At 71.1% G+C, this 15,838-nt stretch carries 13 protein-coding genes; 8 read left to right on the top strand and 5 right to left on the bottom strand.

Annotated elements, in window-relative coordinates:
• Window positions 1–28 precede the first annotated feature (28 nt).
• The 3 genes from HY049_04315 (at window position 29) to HY049_04305 (ending at window position 2,168) form a co-directional block, all read left to right on the top strand.
• Window positions 29–316 carry a hypothetical protein gene (locus tag HY049_04315; protein MBI3448128.1) on the top strand — a complete coding sequence of 96 codons (288 nt, stop codon included), beginning with the start codon at window positions 29–31 and terminating at the stop codon, window positions 314–316.
• A gap of 84 nt (window positions 317–400) precedes the next feature.
• The gene (locus HY049_04310) at window positions 401–1,228 is read left to right on the top strand and encodes a DUF692 domain-containing protein (GenBank protein ID MBI3448127.1); all 828 of its coding nucleotides are present in this window, start codon (window positions 401–403) and stop codon (window positions 1,226–1,228) included.
• Window positions 1,212–2,168: a putative DNA-binding domain-containing protein gene (locus tag HY049_04305; protein ID MBI3448126.1), complete on the top strand. Its 957-nt coding sequence runs from the start codon at window positions 1,212–1,214 to the stop codon at window positions 2,166–2,168. Before HY049_04310 ends, HY049_04305 begins: the two co-directional genes overlap by 17 nt.
• Here HY049_04305 and HY049_04300 read toward each other — a convergent pair.
• From HY049_04300 to HY049_04285, 4 genes are all read right to left on the bottom strand, one after another.
• Entirely contained in the window at window positions 2,134–3,159 is a 1,026-nt protein-coding gene (locus HY049_04300; protein MBI3448125.1) for a hypothetical protein, read from the bottom strand. The genes HY049_04305 and HY049_04300 overlap by 35 nt on opposite strands.
• 17 nt (window positions 3,160–3,176) lie before the next feature.
• A complete protein-coding gene (locus tag HY049_04295) occupies window positions 3,177–4,124 on the bottom strand; it encodes a M48 family metalloprotease (GenBank protein MBI3448124.1) in 948 nt (315 codons plus the stop codon).
• Window positions 4,121–7,006, bottom strand: coding sequence for a DUF2339 domain-containing protein (locus HY049_04290; protein MBI3448123.1), 2,886 nt, complete (start codon window positions 7,004–7,006; stop codon window positions 4,121–4,123). Before HY049_04290 ends, HY049_04295 begins: the two co-directional genes overlap by 4 nt.
• A gap of 150 nt (window positions 7,007–7,156) precedes the next feature.
• Window positions 7,157–7,519, bottom strand: coding sequence for a peptide chain release factor-like protein (locus HY049_04285; protein MBI3448122.1), 363 nt, complete (start codon window positions 7,517–7,519; stop codon window positions 7,157–7,159).
• Between the two features lie 106 nt (window positions 7,520–7,625).
• Here HY049_04285 and HY049_04280 point away from each other — a divergent pair, with 106 nt between their 5' ends.
• The 4 genes from HY049_04280 to HY049_04265 all read left to right on the top strand — a co-directional run bounded on the left by HY049_04280 (window position 7,626) and on the right by HY049_04265 (window position 13,380).
• The gene (locus tag HY049_04280) at window positions 7,626–8,588 is read left to right on the top strand and encodes a hypothetical protein (protein MBI3448121.1); all 963 of its coding nucleotides are present in this window, start codon (window positions 7,626–7,628) and stop codon (window positions 8,586–8,588) included.
• A 327-nt stretch (window positions 8,589–8,915) separates the two neighbouring features.
• Window positions 8,916–10,037, top strand: coding sequence for a thiamine pyrophosphate-dependent dehydrogenase E1 component subunit alpha (locus HY049_04275; protein MBI3448120.1), 1,122 nt, complete (start codon window positions 8,916–8,918; stop codon window positions 10,035–10,037).
• The gene (locus tag HY049_04270; GenBank protein ID MBI3448119.1) at window positions 10,034–12,067 is read left to right on the top strand and encodes a dehydrogenase; all 2,034 of its coding nucleotides are present in this window, start codon (window positions 10,034–10,036) and stop codon (window positions 12,065–12,067) included. Before HY049_04275 ends, HY049_04270 begins: the two co-directional genes overlap by 4 nt.
• Window positions 12,064–13,380: an MFS transporter gene (locus HY049_04265; GenBank protein ID MBI3448118.1), complete on the top strand. Its 1,317-nt coding sequence runs from the start codon at window positions 12,064–12,066 to the stop codon at window positions 13,378–13,380. The genes HY049_04270 and HY049_04265 overlap by 4 nt, the downstream gene beginning before the upstream one ends.
• Here HY049_04265 and HY049_04260 read toward each other — a convergent pair.
• Window positions 13,322–13,669 carry a DUF983 domain-containing protein gene (locus tag HY049_04260; GenBank protein MBI3448117.1) on the bottom strand — a complete coding sequence of 116 codons (348 nt, stop codon included), beginning with the start codon at window positions 13,667–13,669 and terminating at the stop codon, window positions 13,322–13,324. The two genes, HY049_04265 and HY049_04260, sit on opposite strands and share 59 nt — an antisense overlap.
• A gap of 38 nt (window positions 13,670–13,707) precedes the next feature.
• On the opposite strand from HY049_04260, the gene HY049_04255 reads away from it, so the two are divergent.
• A partial coding sequence (locus HY049_04255) for an AAA family ATPase (protein MBI3448116.1) occupies window positions 13,708–15,838 on the top strand: 2,131 nt, incomplete at its 3' end.

Raw genomic sequence — 15,838 nt, 5'->3', positions numbered from 1 at the left:
TCGGCTCCCATGACGCTGGAGGCAAAGAATGAACGGCAAGAAGATCACGGGACTGCTCGTCGCGACGGCGGCTGTGGGTTTCCTCTCCTCGGGCTTCGTCCTCGCGGCCGAGGGCAAGGACGCGAAAGACGCGAAGACGGTCAAGTGTGCGGGCGTGAACTCCTGCGCCGGCAAGGGAGAGTGCTCCGCCGCCGACGGCAGCCACGAGTGCTCCGGGAAGAACTCGTGCAAGGGCAAGGGCTGGGTCAAGGTCGGCAGCGAGAAGGAGTGCAAGGATCAGAAGGGCACCGTCGTCCCCGACAAGAAGAAGGCGTAATCGACGCAACCGGTTCGTGAGTTCAGGGGCCCCGGCGCTGCTCACGGCGCCGGGGCCTCGAGTTTTTGGGGGCCAGGTGACAGGTTGAGCGATCGTCCCTCTCTCGGTCACGGCGTCGGGTTGAGGCGCGATCACTTCGAGCGCGTCCTTCAGGCCCCCACCCGCGTCGGCTGGTTCGAGGTCATCTCCGAGAACTTCATGGTGCGCGGCGGCAGGCCGCTCGACGTCCTCACCCGCGTCCGCCGCGACTACCCCGTCGTGCTGCACGGCGTGAGCCTCTCGATCGGCACCACCGACCCCCTCGACGACGCGTACCTGGCGCGCCTCAAGGACCTCGCGGCGCGCGTCGAGCCGGCCTGGGTCTCGGACCATCTCTGCTGGACCGGCGTCGGCGGCCGCAACGCCCACGATCTCCTCCCGCTCCCGTACACCGAGGAATCGCTCGATCACGTCGCCTCGCGCGTGGCGCGCGTGCAGGAGGCGCTGGGGCGGCGGATCGCCCTCGAGAACGTCTCGTCGTACCTGACCTACACCGCCTCCGACATGACGGAGTGGGACTTCCTCCGCGAGGTCGCCGAGAGGTCCGACTGCGGCATCCTCCTCGACGTGAACAACATCTTCGTCAGTTCAGTGAACCACCGGTTCGATCCCGTCGAGTACGTGGAGGCGATCCCGGTCGAGCGCGTCTGGCAGTTCCACCTCGCGGGCCACTCGGATCACGGCACGCACCTTCTCGACACCCACGATCACCCCGTCCGCGACGAGGTCTGGGATCTCTACCGCCATGCGGTGAGGAGATTCGGCGCGATCCCGGCGCTGGTCGAGTGGGACGGGAACATCCCCGAATGGGACCGCCTCGAGGCCGAGAGCCTGAGGGCGAAGGAGATCGAGGCCGATGTCCTCCGCGCCTGATCTCGATCGCGTCGAGCGCCTCGTGTGGGACCTGATCTCCGCGCCGACCGGCGTCGGCCCGGGGGCCGCGGATCTCGTCGCGGCGGGAACGCTTTCGAGCGCGGATCTCTCGTCGCTGGTCCGCCCCGACGATCGGCTCGACGCGACGGAGCGTCTCGACATCTACGCCGACATGTACTTCTACCGGCTGCGCGACGCCCTCGCCGAGGACTTCCCCAAGCTCCGCGCGGTGATCGGCGGCGCGCGCTTCCACAACCTCGCCACCGACTACCTCCTCGCGCACCCAAGCGGACACTGGTCTTTGCGCTATCTCGGCGAGGCGCTCCCCGCGTACCTCGAACGCCACGCTTCCCGCGGGGAGTTCCCCTTCCTCGCCGATCTCGCGCGCCTCGAGTGGGCCCGCGTGGACGTCTTCGACGAGGCCGACGCGCCCCCTCTCACCCGCGGCGATCTCACACGCCTCCCGCCCGAGGCGGTCGCGGATCTGGGCCTGCGCGTCGTCCCCGCCTTCAGGCTCCTGGACCTCGCCTGGAGCGTCGCGCCGCTCTGGCGCCGCGTCGAGGACCTCGCGGCGGAGCCCGAGCGGCACGGGACGCACTCGGCGTCGGTCGAGACGTGCGAGGTCCACGACGCCGAGCCCCTCGAGATCGAGCCACCGGCCGCCGCCGCGTCGTCGATCCGCGTCTACCGGAAGGGATTCGCCGTCCACCACCGCACCGTCCGCGAGGACGAGCGGCGGTGCCTGATCGAGATGGCCGCGGGGGGGGCGTCGCTCCCGCGAGTCGGCGAACTCGTCTTCGACGACCTCTCACGGGACGAAGGCCCCACCGTCGGGGAGGAGCCCGAGACGGCGGCGGCGCGGCGCGTCGCCCAGCTCGTCGAGTCGTGGCTCGAGGACGGGATCCTCAGCGCGTCGGGGGCGGCTTCTCCACGAGCGTGAAGGTCGCGAAGAGATCCGCATCCCAGCCGAGGGCGTGCGCCATGGCGCGGGCCGCCGGACCGTCGTCGGCGTCGAAGGCGACCACCCGGAACCCCGCGCGCTCCCACATCTCCCGCGCGAAGGGGGATCGCCCGTCGGCCCACGGGATGTAGGGCTTGTCGGGGGGAGCCGGCGCCGGGCAGAGGTTGTAGATGAGGACGCGCCCGCTGGGCCTGAGCGCCGCGTGGAGCGTCCCCACGAACGTCTCGTCGTCGACGCCGAGATGGACCAGGAGCCTCTCGTCGGCGGGGCGCTCCGGGTGGATGTAACCCTTCTTGAGGACGTTCTTCGAGACGATGAGATCGAATCCCTCCCCGACTTCCTTTTTCACCTGCTCCGTCGCCGGGTACTGCCCGTCGACGAGGCGCAGGCTTCCCGTGACACCCCCCTTCCCCTCGACCTTCCCCTGATCTCCCCCCGCGGCGTAGAGGGCGCGCAGCAGCGGGTCGACCTCGACGCCGACCACCTCGGCGCCGAGCGCCGCCATCAGCCTCAGGTGCCCGATCGATCCGTACCCGAAGTCGAGGAGCCTCAGACCCGTGAGCCTCGACGTCCCCGCCGCGGCGAGGATCTCGAGAGGGCGCACGTATGCGAGGGGAGAGCCGTAGCGGGTGTTGTAGTAGAAGGGCTCTTCGATCGTCGTCTCGGTGAGCGCCGACCTCTCCGCCTCGGGCAGGGAGGCCGCCTCGGTCTTCGTGTAGTACCGCGTCTTCGCCGCGTTCCTCAGGAGCGTTCGCGGGGCGATCGACTTCAGGGTGGAGGTCGCATCGAGGAAGGCGCGCGTCAGGTCGGAGGCGGCCAGGGGCCTCAGGACGGCGGCCGCCTCGCGGATCGATTCGACCGCAGACGGCGCCGGCGCCGGCGCAGCGGCCGGGCCCGCCTCCGGGTGCGGGGCCGCGGGCGACGCCGCGGGGAGGGGGGCGGTGACGGCGGCGAGAATCGAGACGGCCATCCACCCGATTCGGCGGCTCAGTCCGGGGCGGCCTCGCGCACGATCCACTCGTTCACCCTCGCCTCGTCGAGCCGCGCGACGCGCTCGTCGAAATTCGTCCGACCCACGTATCGCGGCTCCCCGCGCCACAGCGCCGGGTCGGCCTGGAGGGCGCCGCGCACCGACTCGATCCGCTGGTCGGCCGGCGGGTGCGTCGCGAGGTATTGCCTCACCGCGTCGGGGAGCATTACGGCGACTTCCACGGCCGGGTTTCGGGAGGGCTTGCGGTTGCGCCCCTTCTCGGCGGCGGCGAATCGGGCGTACACGCCGTGGGCCGCCCAGGGATCGTACCCGCCCCTGGCGGCGAGGAGCGCCCCGTTCCTGTCGGCGGCGAGCTCCTGCTCCTCGGAGAATCCGAGAAGGGCGATCTCGTAGCCGATGCGGGCGAGGTCGGCGAGCGCGGGGGAGGCCTTGCGCGCCGCCGTCTCGATCTGCAGCCGCGCGACGCAGTGCCGCAGCTCGACGTGGCTCATCTCGTGGCCGATGACGGTCGCAAGCTCCGCCTCGCTCCGGGCGAACGCCATCATCCCCTCCGTCACGTAGAGCCGGCCGCCGGCCACCGCGAAGGCGTTCACCTCGGGCGAGCGGACGAGATCGATGTCGAAGGGAATGCCCCCACGGGTCCCCCCGGGGGTGAGCGCGCGCAGGACGCGGCGGAGGTAGCGCATGGTCCGCGGATCGCCGCCGACCGTCATGTGCGCGCGGATCTCGCGATCGATCGCCACCCCGAGCGCCGCCTCGTCGGCGTCGCTCATGCGGGTGAGATCGAGCGCCGGATGGATCGCGTCGTGGACGGCATCTCCCCCGAGCGTCACCACCGCCTGGAGATCGCGCCGATCCGCTCCATCGCCGCGCGACGCGAGGTACAGCCCGGCGCCGAGCGCCGCGGCGATGGCGAGGAGGACGACGGAACGGGCCGCCTTCATGACGTCCTGTGCGGGCCGCGGAAGCGCGTGTAGGCGTACGAGACCAGGAGGAGGACCGAGCCGAGGACGAGGAACGAGACGATGCGCCCGAAGGTGTCGAAGGTCGTGACGGTGCGGTAGATCGTCATGGCGAGTCCGGTCGTGAGGAGGCCGAGGCCCGCGAAGCGCAGGGTGCGCGCCTGGATGAGGAAGCCGGCGGCGGTGACGACCAGCCCCTCGATCGCCCACGCCACGATCAGCATCGAGCCGGAGGCCGTTCGGTACGAGTAGACCGCCGCGATCGCCACGGCGAGGATCGACATCACGTCGAACCCCATCGCCTCGAGCCGGGACTCGAGCGGCAGCGTCCTCCGCTCCGCCCCCCGGCTCGCGGCGTCCCTTCGCCGCGCCCGGAGGAGGATCGCGGCGGCGAGGAACGACGCGACGCTCGCCGTCGCCACGCAGAACGGCCCGTTCATCCCCAGGATGGGGGGCGCGGAGTCGAGGTCGAGCCCCACGGCGCGAAGGAAGGCCGCGAAGCCGAGGAGGTATCCCTGGAGCCTGAGGTCCGCGTCCCTGAGGTAATGGCCGGCGACGAGGAGCCCCACCATCGTGAGGGACCACCGGAGCGCCGCCCCGTCGAGGCCGAACTGGAATCGGACGAAGAGGCCGGTCATCGCGCCGGCCGCGTAGGCCAGGAATCGTCCGTATCCCTCGTCCGTTCCGTCCGTGACGCGCTCCGGCGCCGCGGCCGAGCCCGCCTCCCGCAGCCGCCACCAGAGGTAGTACGACGCGAGGATCGACGGGACGATCGTGGCGGCGCGGATCGACACCCCGCTCACCATCTCGGTCGCGGTGAGGTTCGACACGAGGAGGCTCGCGTGCCCGCAAAGGAGGAGGGCGTAGCCAGGCTGCCGGAGCGCGCGCTCCCTGAGGGCGATGCCGGCCTCGACGAGCGCGAGGGCGGCGAGGATCCACGCCGGCCCTACCATCACGGGCCTCGCCGACAGCCAGACGGTCAGCGCGACGAGGGCCGTCCCGGTCCACGGGGCAGCGCTCTGCAGCGTGACGTCGAACTCCGTGAGGGGAGCGCTCTCGCGCCGCCGGCTCGCGAAGACGACGAAGAACGCGACCGCCACCGCGAGGAGGGCCGGAAGGCGCGCCGCGTGGCCCATGAGCTCGTCGGTCGAGGGTGCGGTGAGCGTGGCCGCGGCGGCCGCCGTGAAGAGGGCCGTGACGTACGACTGAACGCGCAGCTCCACGATCCGCCGGACCGACGAGAGCTCGAAGAGGATGACCATGAGGAGCGCGCCGGCCGGCGCGACGTAGACGCGGGGGAGCTGGACCCAGAGGCCGAGAAGGATGAGCGCGAGCGCGCCGAACGAAAAGAGACGACGCAGGGCGAAGGCTCGCAGCCTCGCGAAGGTCAGGTAGAAAGCGGCGCAGGCCGCCGCCGTGAGGGCGAACTGGGAGGGAACCCAGATGGCCTCGACCCGGTCCATGCGGGCGGAGGCCTGATCGGCGACGATCGCAAGAGTGGGCGCGAGGAAGAGGGCGCATCCGAGCGTCCGATGGAAGCGGTCCTTCAGCGCGACGCCGATGAGAACGATGGCCTGCGCCTCCGCGAGCCAGATCCACGTGGCTCCGTGAAGGTCGAGCCCTTCGAACGCCGCGAAGCCGACGCAGAGCGCCGCCGCGACGGAGTGCACCGGGTGCACGGCCGCCCGGCCCATCGAGCGGAGCGCCGCCGAGGTCACGGCGTAGCAGAGGCCGAGCGCCGCGAGGGGGACCCACGAGCCGGCGGCGTCGAACCTGTTCCACGCGAGCCAGGAGAGTCCCCCGGCGGCCATGGCGTTGACGAGGGCCACCGCGCGGCTGTGTTCCCTGTCGCTCTCCCGCGGCGACTCCGGCGCGAAATCGGCGATCAGGAACGTGAGCCAGTCGAGACAGAGCGCCGAGAGGCCGATCTTCAGCGTGGCCGCGGTCATCTCCGCCTGGCGCGTGTACCAGAGGAAGAGGCAGCCGTAGGTCGCGACGACGCCCCCCAGGGCGAGCCGGTACCACTGGCGCCTCAGAAGATGGAGGGCCATCCCGGCGGAGAGGATCGTTCCGGCGAAGAGGGTGTACGCGCTGATGCTGTGGAGGCAGATCGCCGCGTACGCGAGCGCGTACGCGAGGGCCGTGATCCCCTCGCTCCGGTAGCGCAGCGAGTGGACGATCATGGCGGCGCCGACGGCCATCAGCAGGGCGAAGCCGGCGACCGGGTCCTCGACGAGGCGCGTCGCCTCGAGCTCGTGCACGGCGTAGGCGGTCGCATAGAGTGCGGCCCAGCCGCCCGCCACCAGCCCGTGGCCGTAGAGCCGGAAGGCCTCGCGTTTCTCGAAGGCGATCCCCGCCGCGAGCATCGAGATCGAGACGAGGGCTGCGAGGGCCGCCTTCCCCGCGGGGCCGAGGACCGTGAGCGAGTAACCGAGCGCGAAGGCGATCCCGATGACGACCATCGTGACGCCGATCCGGTTGAGCCACGAGCCGCCGATCTTCGCCTCCCACCCCGCGACGTCGCGCCGTCGCGGGAGCGTCGGGGGGGCGGCCTCGGCGGGCCGGGAGGCCGCCGGCGGCGGCATCGCGGGGAGCGGTCGTGCGGTCGCGAGGGTCCGGAACGAGGGGACGATCACCGGAGAGGTTCCGTGAGCGGGAGCCGCCACGGGCGCTTGAACCGCCACGGCCGCGGCCGCAGGCGACGGGGCGGTTGGGCGGCGCTCCGCCGACTCGAGCCGCCTCTCCAGATCCAGAACCCGCTCCTCGAGCCGCTTCGAGCGCCCGCCGGCCTTGAGCGCCATGGCGAACGCGACGGGGCCTGCGAGCGTGAACGCGATCGCGGCGAGGATGAACAGGGTCTCCATGACTCCCCCAGGCGCCTGCAAGGCCAAGGCGGCGCAGCCGGTCTCGTCACGAGCGGCCGCAGACTACCATCGATGGGCCGCGCGCGAGTTGCCATCACACGGGCGGATGAGACCCCGGTCGCGACGATTGGTTCCCGAGGGGAGGCGGGCCTACTCCTCGTCGCGCGGGGTCCGGCGCCCCGACTTCACCTCGGACCTGAGGGCCTTCGATCCGATCCGGCGCTCGGCGGAGCCCTTTGTCGGGGCTGTCGGCACGCGGGGGCGGCGCCGGCGGTTCCTGGCCTCGAGGCGGGCGGCGAGGCGCTCGAGCGCGACGAGCTTGTTCTGGTGCTGCGAGCGGCGCTCGGTGGCGGTGACGACGATGCCGGTCGGCCGGTGGGTGAGCCTCACGGCCGAGTCGCGCCGATTCCGGTGCTGGCCCCCGGGCCCCGACCCGCGGTAGGTCTCGACGTCGCACTCCGCGAGGAGGCGCTTGAGGCGCTCGCGCTCCCGGTCGGCCGCCAGAATGTTCATCAGGGCATGATATCCATGGATTCGAGGGCGCGCTCGTAGTACCTTTCACGCCTTCAATGTCCCTTCGTGCCGCGCCCGGCGGCCCTTTTCGCTCATGGAGCCCCTGATGGCCGCTCGAGCGGTGCGGTGGGATTGTGCGGCCGCCGCGCTGGTTCTGACCGCCCTCGCCGTCTCCCTCGGCGCGGCGGATCAGCCGCAGACGCAGGTGCTCGAGCCCGGTTACGCCGTGAGGGTCTTTCCGCGGTGCGGCCAGGCCGGCGTGGCCCGGAGCCTCGCGAAGAAGCTCACCACCCGTCCCGTCGCCCGGGCCCTCGCCTGCGCGCCGGCTCCCGCATGGGGAGACGCCCTGTTCCTCAGCATGGTCAACGAGGCGGAGCCCTCCGCGGACATCGAGCGCTTCGACCCGGTGGCGAACGAGAACACCGTCTTCGTCCCCCCCGGCGCGGAGTCCTTCGCGTCGTCGCTCGCCGTGAGCCCGTCCCCGAGCCCGTTCGGCGACATCGTGATCGGGAGCCGCATGCCCTTCGTCACGCCTCCGCCGCTGCGCATCTACTACGTGGCTTCGTCCGATCCGTCGGGCGCGCCGGGATTCGGTCTCGTCCTCACGTACCCGGTCTTCTCCATCGCGTTCGATCCCACCGGTGCGTTCGGCTCGAAGCTGTACCTCTCCACGCCGAAAGAGGTGCAGCAGGTCGATCCTTCGGGAAGCGTCGCAGGATTCGCACTCATCTCCGGTGGGATGCTCCGGTTCGGCCCCGGCGGTGCGTGGGGGAGCGACCTGTACTCGAGCGGCGCCGGGGGGGTGCGCATCGACGCGTCGGGATTCGCCGCCGTCGTCCCCGGGGGGTTCGGCGATTTCGACTGGGGGAGCGGGGCGGGCTTCGGCGACGACATGTTCGCGCGGTGCAGCGCCGGCTCGAGCGATCTCTGCCGCATCCATCCCGACGGGACGCGCGCGGTGTGGGCCACGGGAGTCGCCGGCCCCTTCACTTTTTGCGGCCAGGCCCTCTGGATCTACTCCGCGAGCGGCTGCGAGCGCATCACCTTCGGCGCCAACCGCCCGGATTGATACCTCACCACGGCCGTGGGTCAAGAGGAGTTCGCGGGGCCGTGTAAGCGGACCGGGTGGTGGTCCACATGGCGTCGCGGGGGCGTGCGGGACGAGCCCGGGTACTCGATCGGGCGCTGGCGCCACCTGCCATCAAGCAATGCCGGCGCCGCCCGAGCGGGTGGGCGAGCGAGCCCGAGGCCGAGCGCGATTACTCCACGCGCGGAGGCCGTCCCCCGCGATGCCATGTGGACCACCACCCGGCGGGGCAGGCTGTGGACGCCGCGCGCGGAGGCACCCTATGATGCCCGCTCCCGCGACGCCGCGACACCTCGAGACGGACCTGCGATGAGACGCTACCCGGCATTCGATCCCCCCGAGTACGCCACGTGGAAGCCCGACCCCCGCGTCACGGCCGAGTACCTCAAGGGGATCGAGGACGACCCCGCGTCGGCGAAGCTCGCCGCGACCGCCGCCGAAGCCGAGCTCCTCGGCCTGTACGAGGGGATGCTCCGCTTCCGGCTCCACGACATCATGCTCAAGCGGTGGGTGCGCCAGGGGGTGATCTCGAAGGCGTGGCTCGGCACCGGAGAGGAGGCGGTGGCGGTCGGGAACTGCCGCGCTCTCACCTCGGGTGACGTCGTCGGCCCGATGATCCGGAACGCCGGCGCGTGCCACGAGATGGGGATGCCGGTCGTCGACATGCTGAAGGCGTACCTCGGCACGCGCGACACGATCACGCGCGGGCGCGACCTGCACACCGGCGATCCCTCGAAGGGGATCATCCCGCCGACGTCGTTCGTCGCCTCGCTCGTTCCGGTGATGGCGGGGTACGCGCTCGCCTTCTCGCTCCGGAACGAGCCGAGGGTGGCCCTCACGTGGGTCGGCGACGGCGCCACGCGCACCGGCGAGTTCCACGAGGGGGTCTCGATGGCGGCGTCGCAGGGGCTCCCGCTGGTCGTCGTGCTCCAGGACAACCGCCTCGCCCTCGGGACGCGCTACGAGGTTCACTCCCGGGCGCCTCTGGCCTCGCTCGCGGCGGCGTACGGCGTTCTCGGGATCTCGACCGACGGCAACAGCGTGATCCGGGTCCTCGCGGCGACGCGGACGGCGGTGGCGCGGTGCCGCGAGAGGAAGGGGCCCGTCCTCCTCACCGTCTCGACCTTCCGGATGGGAGGGCACGCGACGCACGACGAGGCCGAGGGGCGCGCCATCTGCTCCAAGGAGGAGCTGGCGCACCACGGGGCCCGCGATCCGATCGGCAACTACGAGGAGTGGCTCTTCGCCCGCGGCGTGGCGCGCGCGCGGATGGCCTCGATCGAGGAGCGCGTCACGCACGAGGTGGACGCCGCGGCGGAAGCGGCGCTCGCCGCGCGCGCGGAGGGCCCCGCCGAGCCGCGCGACGTCTTGAGCGGCGTCTACGCAGAGGGTACCCTCACCTCCCGTCAGGAGATCATCGCCAAGAGATGAAGAACAACCGGAGCGGACAGCGCCCGCAGAAAGCGCGCTCGGCCGTCGAGGATCCCTTCTGCGGACTCGACCGCGAGGGTCTCCTCGCCTTCTACCGCACGATGTACGTGTCGCGGCGGCTCGACGACAAAGAGCTGGTGCTCAAGAAGCAGAACAAGATCTTCTTCCAGATCAGCGGCGCGGGGCACGAGGCGATTCTCGTCGCCGCGGGGCTGGCGATGAAGCCCGCGCACGACTGGTTCTACCCGTACTACCGCGACCGCGCCCTGATGCTGGCCCTCGGGATGACGCCGAAGGAGATCCTGATGTCGGCCTTCGGAGCGGCGGCCGACCCGAACTCGGGCGGGAGGCAGATGCCGTCCCACTTCGGATCGCTCGCGCTGAACGTCGTCACGCAGTCGAGCCCCACCGGCACGCAATTCCTGCAGGCGGTCGGCTGCGCGGAAGGGGGGAGGCACCTCGCGCGCGTCGAGGAGATCGCCGGGAAGGCGGCGCGCTTCGAGCGCGACGAGATCGTGTACGTCTCCGGGGGGGACGGCTCGACGTCGGAGGGGGAGTTCTACGAGGCGCTCAGCTCCGCGTGCACCCTCAAGCTCCCCGTCATCTTCCTGATCGAGGACAACAAGTACGCCATCTCGGTCCCCGTCGAGGTGCAGACCCCCGGCGGGAGCATCTCGAGGATGCTCGCGTCGGTCCCCGGGCTCCACATCGAGGAGGTGGACGGGTGCGATCCGATCGCGAGCCTCCGCACCATGCGCCGCGTCGTCTCGAAGATGCGCGCCCGCGAGATCGGGCCGGCCCTCGTTCACGCTCACGTCATCCGCCCCTACTCGCACTCCCAGTCCGACGACGAGAGGCTCTACCGCCCGAAGAAGGAGCGCGAGGCCGACGCGAAGATCGATCCGATCCCCTGCTTCGCGCGCTTCCTCGAGGAGGAGAAGATCGCGACGGCCGACTTCCTCGCCGCGCTCCGGGAGGCGGCGGATCGCGAGATCGACGCGGCGGCCGACGCCGCCGAGGCCGAGGCGCACCCGCCCGCCTCGTCGATCTTCGCCCACGTCTACTCGGCGGGCGTCGATCCGGCCTCCGCCGCCTTCGACGCGCCGGGGACCCCCTCGGGGGATCCGAAGACGATGGTCGATCTCCTCAACGCCTGCCTGAAGGACGAGATGGAGCGGGACGCGCGCATCGTGGTCTTTGGCGAGGACGTCGCCGACGCGACGCGCGAGGAGATCCTCGCAGAGGTGCCCGGGAAGGGAGGCGTCTTCAAGGTGACGCACGGCCTCCAGAAGGCCTTCGGGAAGGAGCGCGTCTACAACTCCCCCCTGGCCGAGGCGAACATCGTCGGCCGCGCCATCGGGATGGCGACCCGGGGGATGAAGCCGATCGTCGAGATCCAGTTCTTCGACTACATCTGGCCGGCGATGATGCAGATCCGGAACGAGCTGTCCCTCATCCGGTGGCGCAGCGCCGGGGCCTTCTCGTGCCCGGTCGTCGTGCGCGTGCCGATCGGCGGCTACCTGACGGGCGGCGCCGTGTACCACAGCCAGTGCGGCGAGTCGATCTTCACGCACACCCCCGGGCTCAGGGTCGTCTTCCCGGCGACCGCCGCCGACGCCAACGGCCTCCTGCGCACGGCCATCCGGTGCGATGACCCGGTCCTCTTCCTCGAGCACAAGCACCTGTACCGCCAGACGTACAACAAGGACGCCTACCCCGGGAAGGACCACGCCATTCCCTTCGGCAGGGCGAAGGTGGTGAGGCCCGGGCGCGACCTCACCCTCGTCACGTACGGCGCCCTCGTCGAGCGGAGCCTTCGCGCGGCGAAGGAGGCGGCGGAGAGCGGGATCGAGGTGGAGGTCATAGACCTGAGGTCTCTCGCTCCCTTCGACTGGGAGGCGATCGCGGAGTCGGTGTCCCGGACGGGGAAGGCGATCGTCGCCCACGAGGACGTCCCCGACCTCGAGGACGCGATCCTCCCGCAGATCGCCGACCTCGGCGCCGCGATCGAGGAGATCGCGCGGTATTGAGGCCGTCCTCTCCGCTGGTCGCGCTCCAGCACCGCAACTTCCGGCTCCTCTGGTCGGGGCAGCTCGTCTCGTTCGCCGGATCGATGGCGCAGACGGCGGCGATCCTCTGGCACGTCTCGCTCCTCGTCCCTCCCGAGAAGAAGGGTCTCGCGCTCGGGATGGTCGGCTTCGTGCGGGTGATCCCCATCTTCGGGCTCGGCGTTTTCAGCGGCGTCGTGGCCGACGCGCACGATCGCCGGCGCGTGATGCTCATCACGCAGACGGCGATGGGGCTCGTCGCCGTCGGCCTCGCGATCGTCGCCTTCGCCGGAGTGACCGCCCTCTGGCCGATCTACCTCTTCGCCGCGCTCGGCTCGGCCTTCGGGATCTTCGACGGCCCCGCGCGGCAGGCGCTCATCCCGGCGCTCGTCCCGCGGGAGCACCTCCCGAACGCGATCAGCTTGAACACCATCATGTTCCAGATCGCCTCGGTCGTCGGGCCGTCGATCGCCGGGATCGTCATCGCGGCCTCCGGCGTCGCCTGGGTCTACGTCCTCAACGCCGCGTCGTTCGTCTTCGTCATCGTCGCGATCCTCATGATGCGCGACGTGCCGGAGCGCGAGGAGCACGAGAAGAGCGAAGTCTCGTTCCGGTCCGCCCTGGACGGCCTCAAATTCGTGTTCGGCGCGCCGATGATCCGCTCCACGATGCTCGTCGACTTCTTCGCGACCTTCTTCTCCTGCGCGAGCACCCTTCTCCCGATCTTCGCGCAGGACATCCTCCACGTCGGGCCGCACGGGTACGGCTGGCTCTACGCCGCTCCCTCGATCGGCGCCGTCCTCGCCGGCGTGGCGATGGTCCGCCTGGTCGATCGGATCGACCGGCGGGGGATGGTCCTCATCCAGGCCGTGATCGTCTACGGCATCGCGACGGTTCTCTTCGGCCTCTCGCGCTCCTTCGCGCTGACCTTCCTGTGCCTCGCCGCCACGGGGGCCGCCGACACGGTGAGCATGGTCCTCCGGAACGTCATCCGGCAGCTCGGGACTCCGGACGCCCTCCGCGGGCGGATGACCGGGGTGAACATGGTCTTCTTCATGGGAGGGCCGCAGCTCGGCGAGATGGAGGCGGGCGTCGTCGCCAACGCGTTCGGTGCGCGCGCCTCCGTGGTGAGCGGCGGGATCGGCTGCCTCGTCGCGACGGTCTGGCTCGCCGCGATCACACCGGCGCTGCGCCACTACCGGCGGGAGGTGTCCCAGATGGCGGCGCCGATCTCGTTCACGTCTCCCGATCGATCTCCCGGTCCAGATGCATCCACAGGACCCGCGAGTACCTGAAGAGGGCCGGCACGAAGGGGATCGCGAGGAGGGCGGCGGTCCCGAGGACCGCGTCGACCGACCAGCCGGGCTTCGCGAGGCGGACGGCCACCGCGAGCACGGCGAGGAGCGGGACCGAGAGGGCGTAGCTGACGTACATGGCGGCCACGAAGTACCCCTGCTCGCGCTCGAAGACGAGGCCGCACGCGGGGCACTTCCGGTTCATCCGGAGGAATCCGGCGAAGATCCTTCCCTCGCGGCAGCGCGGGCAGAGCTTTCGCGCGATGGCGGCGAACCGGCCCCTCGTCATCGGGTGATAATATACGCGCCTTCGGTGGGAGGATTGACATGTTCGTCCGCGGTTATCGCGTGGACGCGGAGGTCTCGAGAGACGAGCTCCACGTGCTGTGCCGGGGCGCGCGCGAGAGCGACGGCCGCCGCGTCCTCCTGAAGCTCCCGGTCGCCGTCTCCCCCGCGGCGCTGGCTGTTTCCCGCCGCGAGCACGACATCCTCGTCGGGCTCGACGTTTCGGGGGTCCCGCGCGCCCTTGCCTTCGACGAGGCCACGGGCGCCGTGGTCCTCGCGGACGGTGGCGGGGTTCCGCTCCAGTCGGCCCTCGCGCTCGCGCGCCCCGATCTCGCCGCCTTCTTCGCGACGGCGATCCCGCTGGCGGCGACGGTCCACGAGCTGCACGCGCGGCGGATCATCCACCGGAACCTCAGCCCGGCGAGCGTCCTCGTCGAGCCGCGGCTCGCCCGCCCCGAGATATTCGACTTCAGCGTCGCCTCCAGGCTTCCGCACGACTCCCAGGCCCCGCACCCGCTTCGGCTCCTGCCGGGGCGCCTCGCCTACATCGCGCCGGAGCAGACCGGCCGCATGAACCGGGTGGTCGATCACCGGAGCGACCTGTACTCGCTCGGGGTGATCTTCTACCAGATGCTGACGGGGGAGGTCCCCTTCGAGTCGAAGGACCCTCTGGAGATCGTCCACGGCCACCTCGCCCGGATCGCGCGCGCCCCCGAGGAGATCGACGGGACGATCCCCGCGCCCCTCTCGGCCCTCGTGATGAAGCTCCTCGCCAAGACGGCGGAGGAGCGCTATCAGAGCGCGGCCGGCTTGAAGGCCGACCTCGAGGTCTGCGCGGCGGAGTGGGCGGAGGAGCGGTCGATCCGCGTTTTCCCGCTCGGCGGGCGCGACCGCTCCGATCGCTTCACGATCCCCGAGCGCCTGTACGGCCGCGACGCCGAAGTGCGCGCGCTCCTCGAGGCCTTCGAGACCGCCTCGAGCGGCCCCGCGCGGCTGATGCTCGTCGCCGGCTACCCCGGCGTCGGCAAGACCTCCCTCGTCAACGAGGTCCACAAGCCGATCGTGAAGCGGCGGGGGCGGTTCGTGTCCGGGAAGTTCGACCAGCTCGACCGGAACATCCCGTACGGCGCGCTCGTGCAGGCCTTCCGCGGGCTCATCCGCCAGGTCCTCGCCGAGAGCGAGGAGACGATCGCCGGGTTCCGCGAGCGCCTCGCCGGCGCCCTCGAGGCCGGCGCGGGGGTGATGACCGAGGTGATCCCCGAGCTCGAGATTCTCCTCGGCCCGCAGCCCCCCACCCCGCCGCTCGGCCCTGCGGAGGCGCAGAACCGCTTCACCTATCTCTTCCAGAACTTCATCCAGACGTTCGCCGGGGCGGAGCACCCGCTCGTCGTCTTCCTCGACGACCTGCAGTGGGCGGATCCGGCGACGCTGAGGCTCCTCGCGTTCCTGGTGACGAGCCCGGGCGTCCGGAGCCTCTTCATCATCGGCGCCTACCGCGACAACGAGGTCGGCCCGGCGCACCCCCTCGCGCAGACGATCGCGGAGGTTCGCGGAGTGGGGGCGGCGATCGACGCGATCCACCTGCTGCCTCTGAGGCTCGGCCATCTCACCGCGCTCGTCGCCGACACGCTCCAGTGCGACGAGCTGGCCGCCTCCTCTCTGGCGCAGCTGGTCCTCCGCAAGACCGACGGCAATCCCTTCTTCGTGACCCAGTTCCTCGGCCTCCTCCACAGCGAAGGGCTGATCCGCTTCGACCACGCCCTCGGCCGCTTCGTCTTCGACCTCGAGCGGATCGAGGCGGCGTCGATCACCGAAAACGTCATCGACCTGATGACGTCGAAGCTGAAGAAGCTCTCGGCCCCCACCCGCCAGGTGATCGCCCTCGGCGCGTGCGTCGGCAGCTCCTTCTCCCTGAGGACGCTCGCGACGGTGCGCGAGAAGGGTCTGCGCGAGACGGCGGCCGAGCTGTGGGAGTCGATCGTCGAGGGACTCGTCGTCCCGACGAGCAGCCGCTACGAGCTCTTCGCCTCCGCCTCCGACGAGGTCCTCGAGGATCTCGCCCCGGCCTACCGGTTCCTGCACGACCGCGTGCAGCAGGCGGCCTACGCCCTGATCCCCGACGGGCTGAAGGCGCCCGTCCACCTCCGGGTCGGCCGGCTCCTCCTCGCCGGGG

The sequence above is a fragment of the Acidobacteriota bacterium genome, assembly GCA_016195325.1.
Taxonomy (GTDB): Bacteria; Acidobacteriota; Polarisedimenticolia; order JACPZX01; family JACPZX01; genus JACPZX01.
Note: the sequence above shows the minus strand (reverse complement) of the source record. Positions and strands in the feature narration are given on the sequence as shown.

Coding starts and splice junctions, on each gene's coding strand:
- HY049_04315 (MBI3448128.1), top strand. CDS start 29: ATGAACGGCAAGAAGATCACGGGACTGCTCGTCGCGACGGCGGCTGTG.
- HY049_04305 (MBI3448126.1), top strand. CDS start 1,212: ATGTCCTCCGCGCCTGATCTCGATCGCGTCGAGCGCCTCGTGTGGGAC.
- HY049_04300 (MBI3448125.1), bottom strand. CDS start 3,159: ATGGCCGTCTCGATTCTCGCCGCCGTCACCGCCCCCCTCCCCGCGGCG.
- HY049_04295 (MBI3448124.1), bottom strand. CDS start 4,124: ATGAAGGCGGCCCGTTCCGTCGTCCTCCTCGCCATCGCCGCGGCGCTC.
- HY049_04290 (MBI3448123.1), bottom strand. CDS start 7,006: ATGGAGACCCTGTTCATCCTCGCCGCGATCGCGTTCACGCTCGCAGGC.
- HY049_04285 (MBI3448122.1), bottom strand. CDS start 7,519: ATGAACATTCTGGCGGCCGACCGGGAGCGCGAGCGCCTCAAGCGCCTC.
- HY049_04280 (MBI3448121.1), top strand. CDS start 7,626: ATGGCCGCTCGAGCGGTGCGGTGGGATTGTGCGGCCGCCGCGCTGGTT.
- HY049_04275 (MBI3448120.1), top strand. CDS start 8,916: ATGAGACGCTACCCGGCATTCGATCCCCCCGAGTACGCCACGTGGAAG.
- HY049_04270 (MBI3448119.1), top strand. CDS start 10,034: ATGAAGAACAACCGGAGCGGACAGCGCCCGCAGAAAGCGCGCTCGGCC.
- HY049_04260 (MBI3448117.1), bottom strand. CDS start 13,669: ATGACGAGGGGCCGGTTCGCCGCCATCGCGCGAAAGCTCTGCCCGCGC.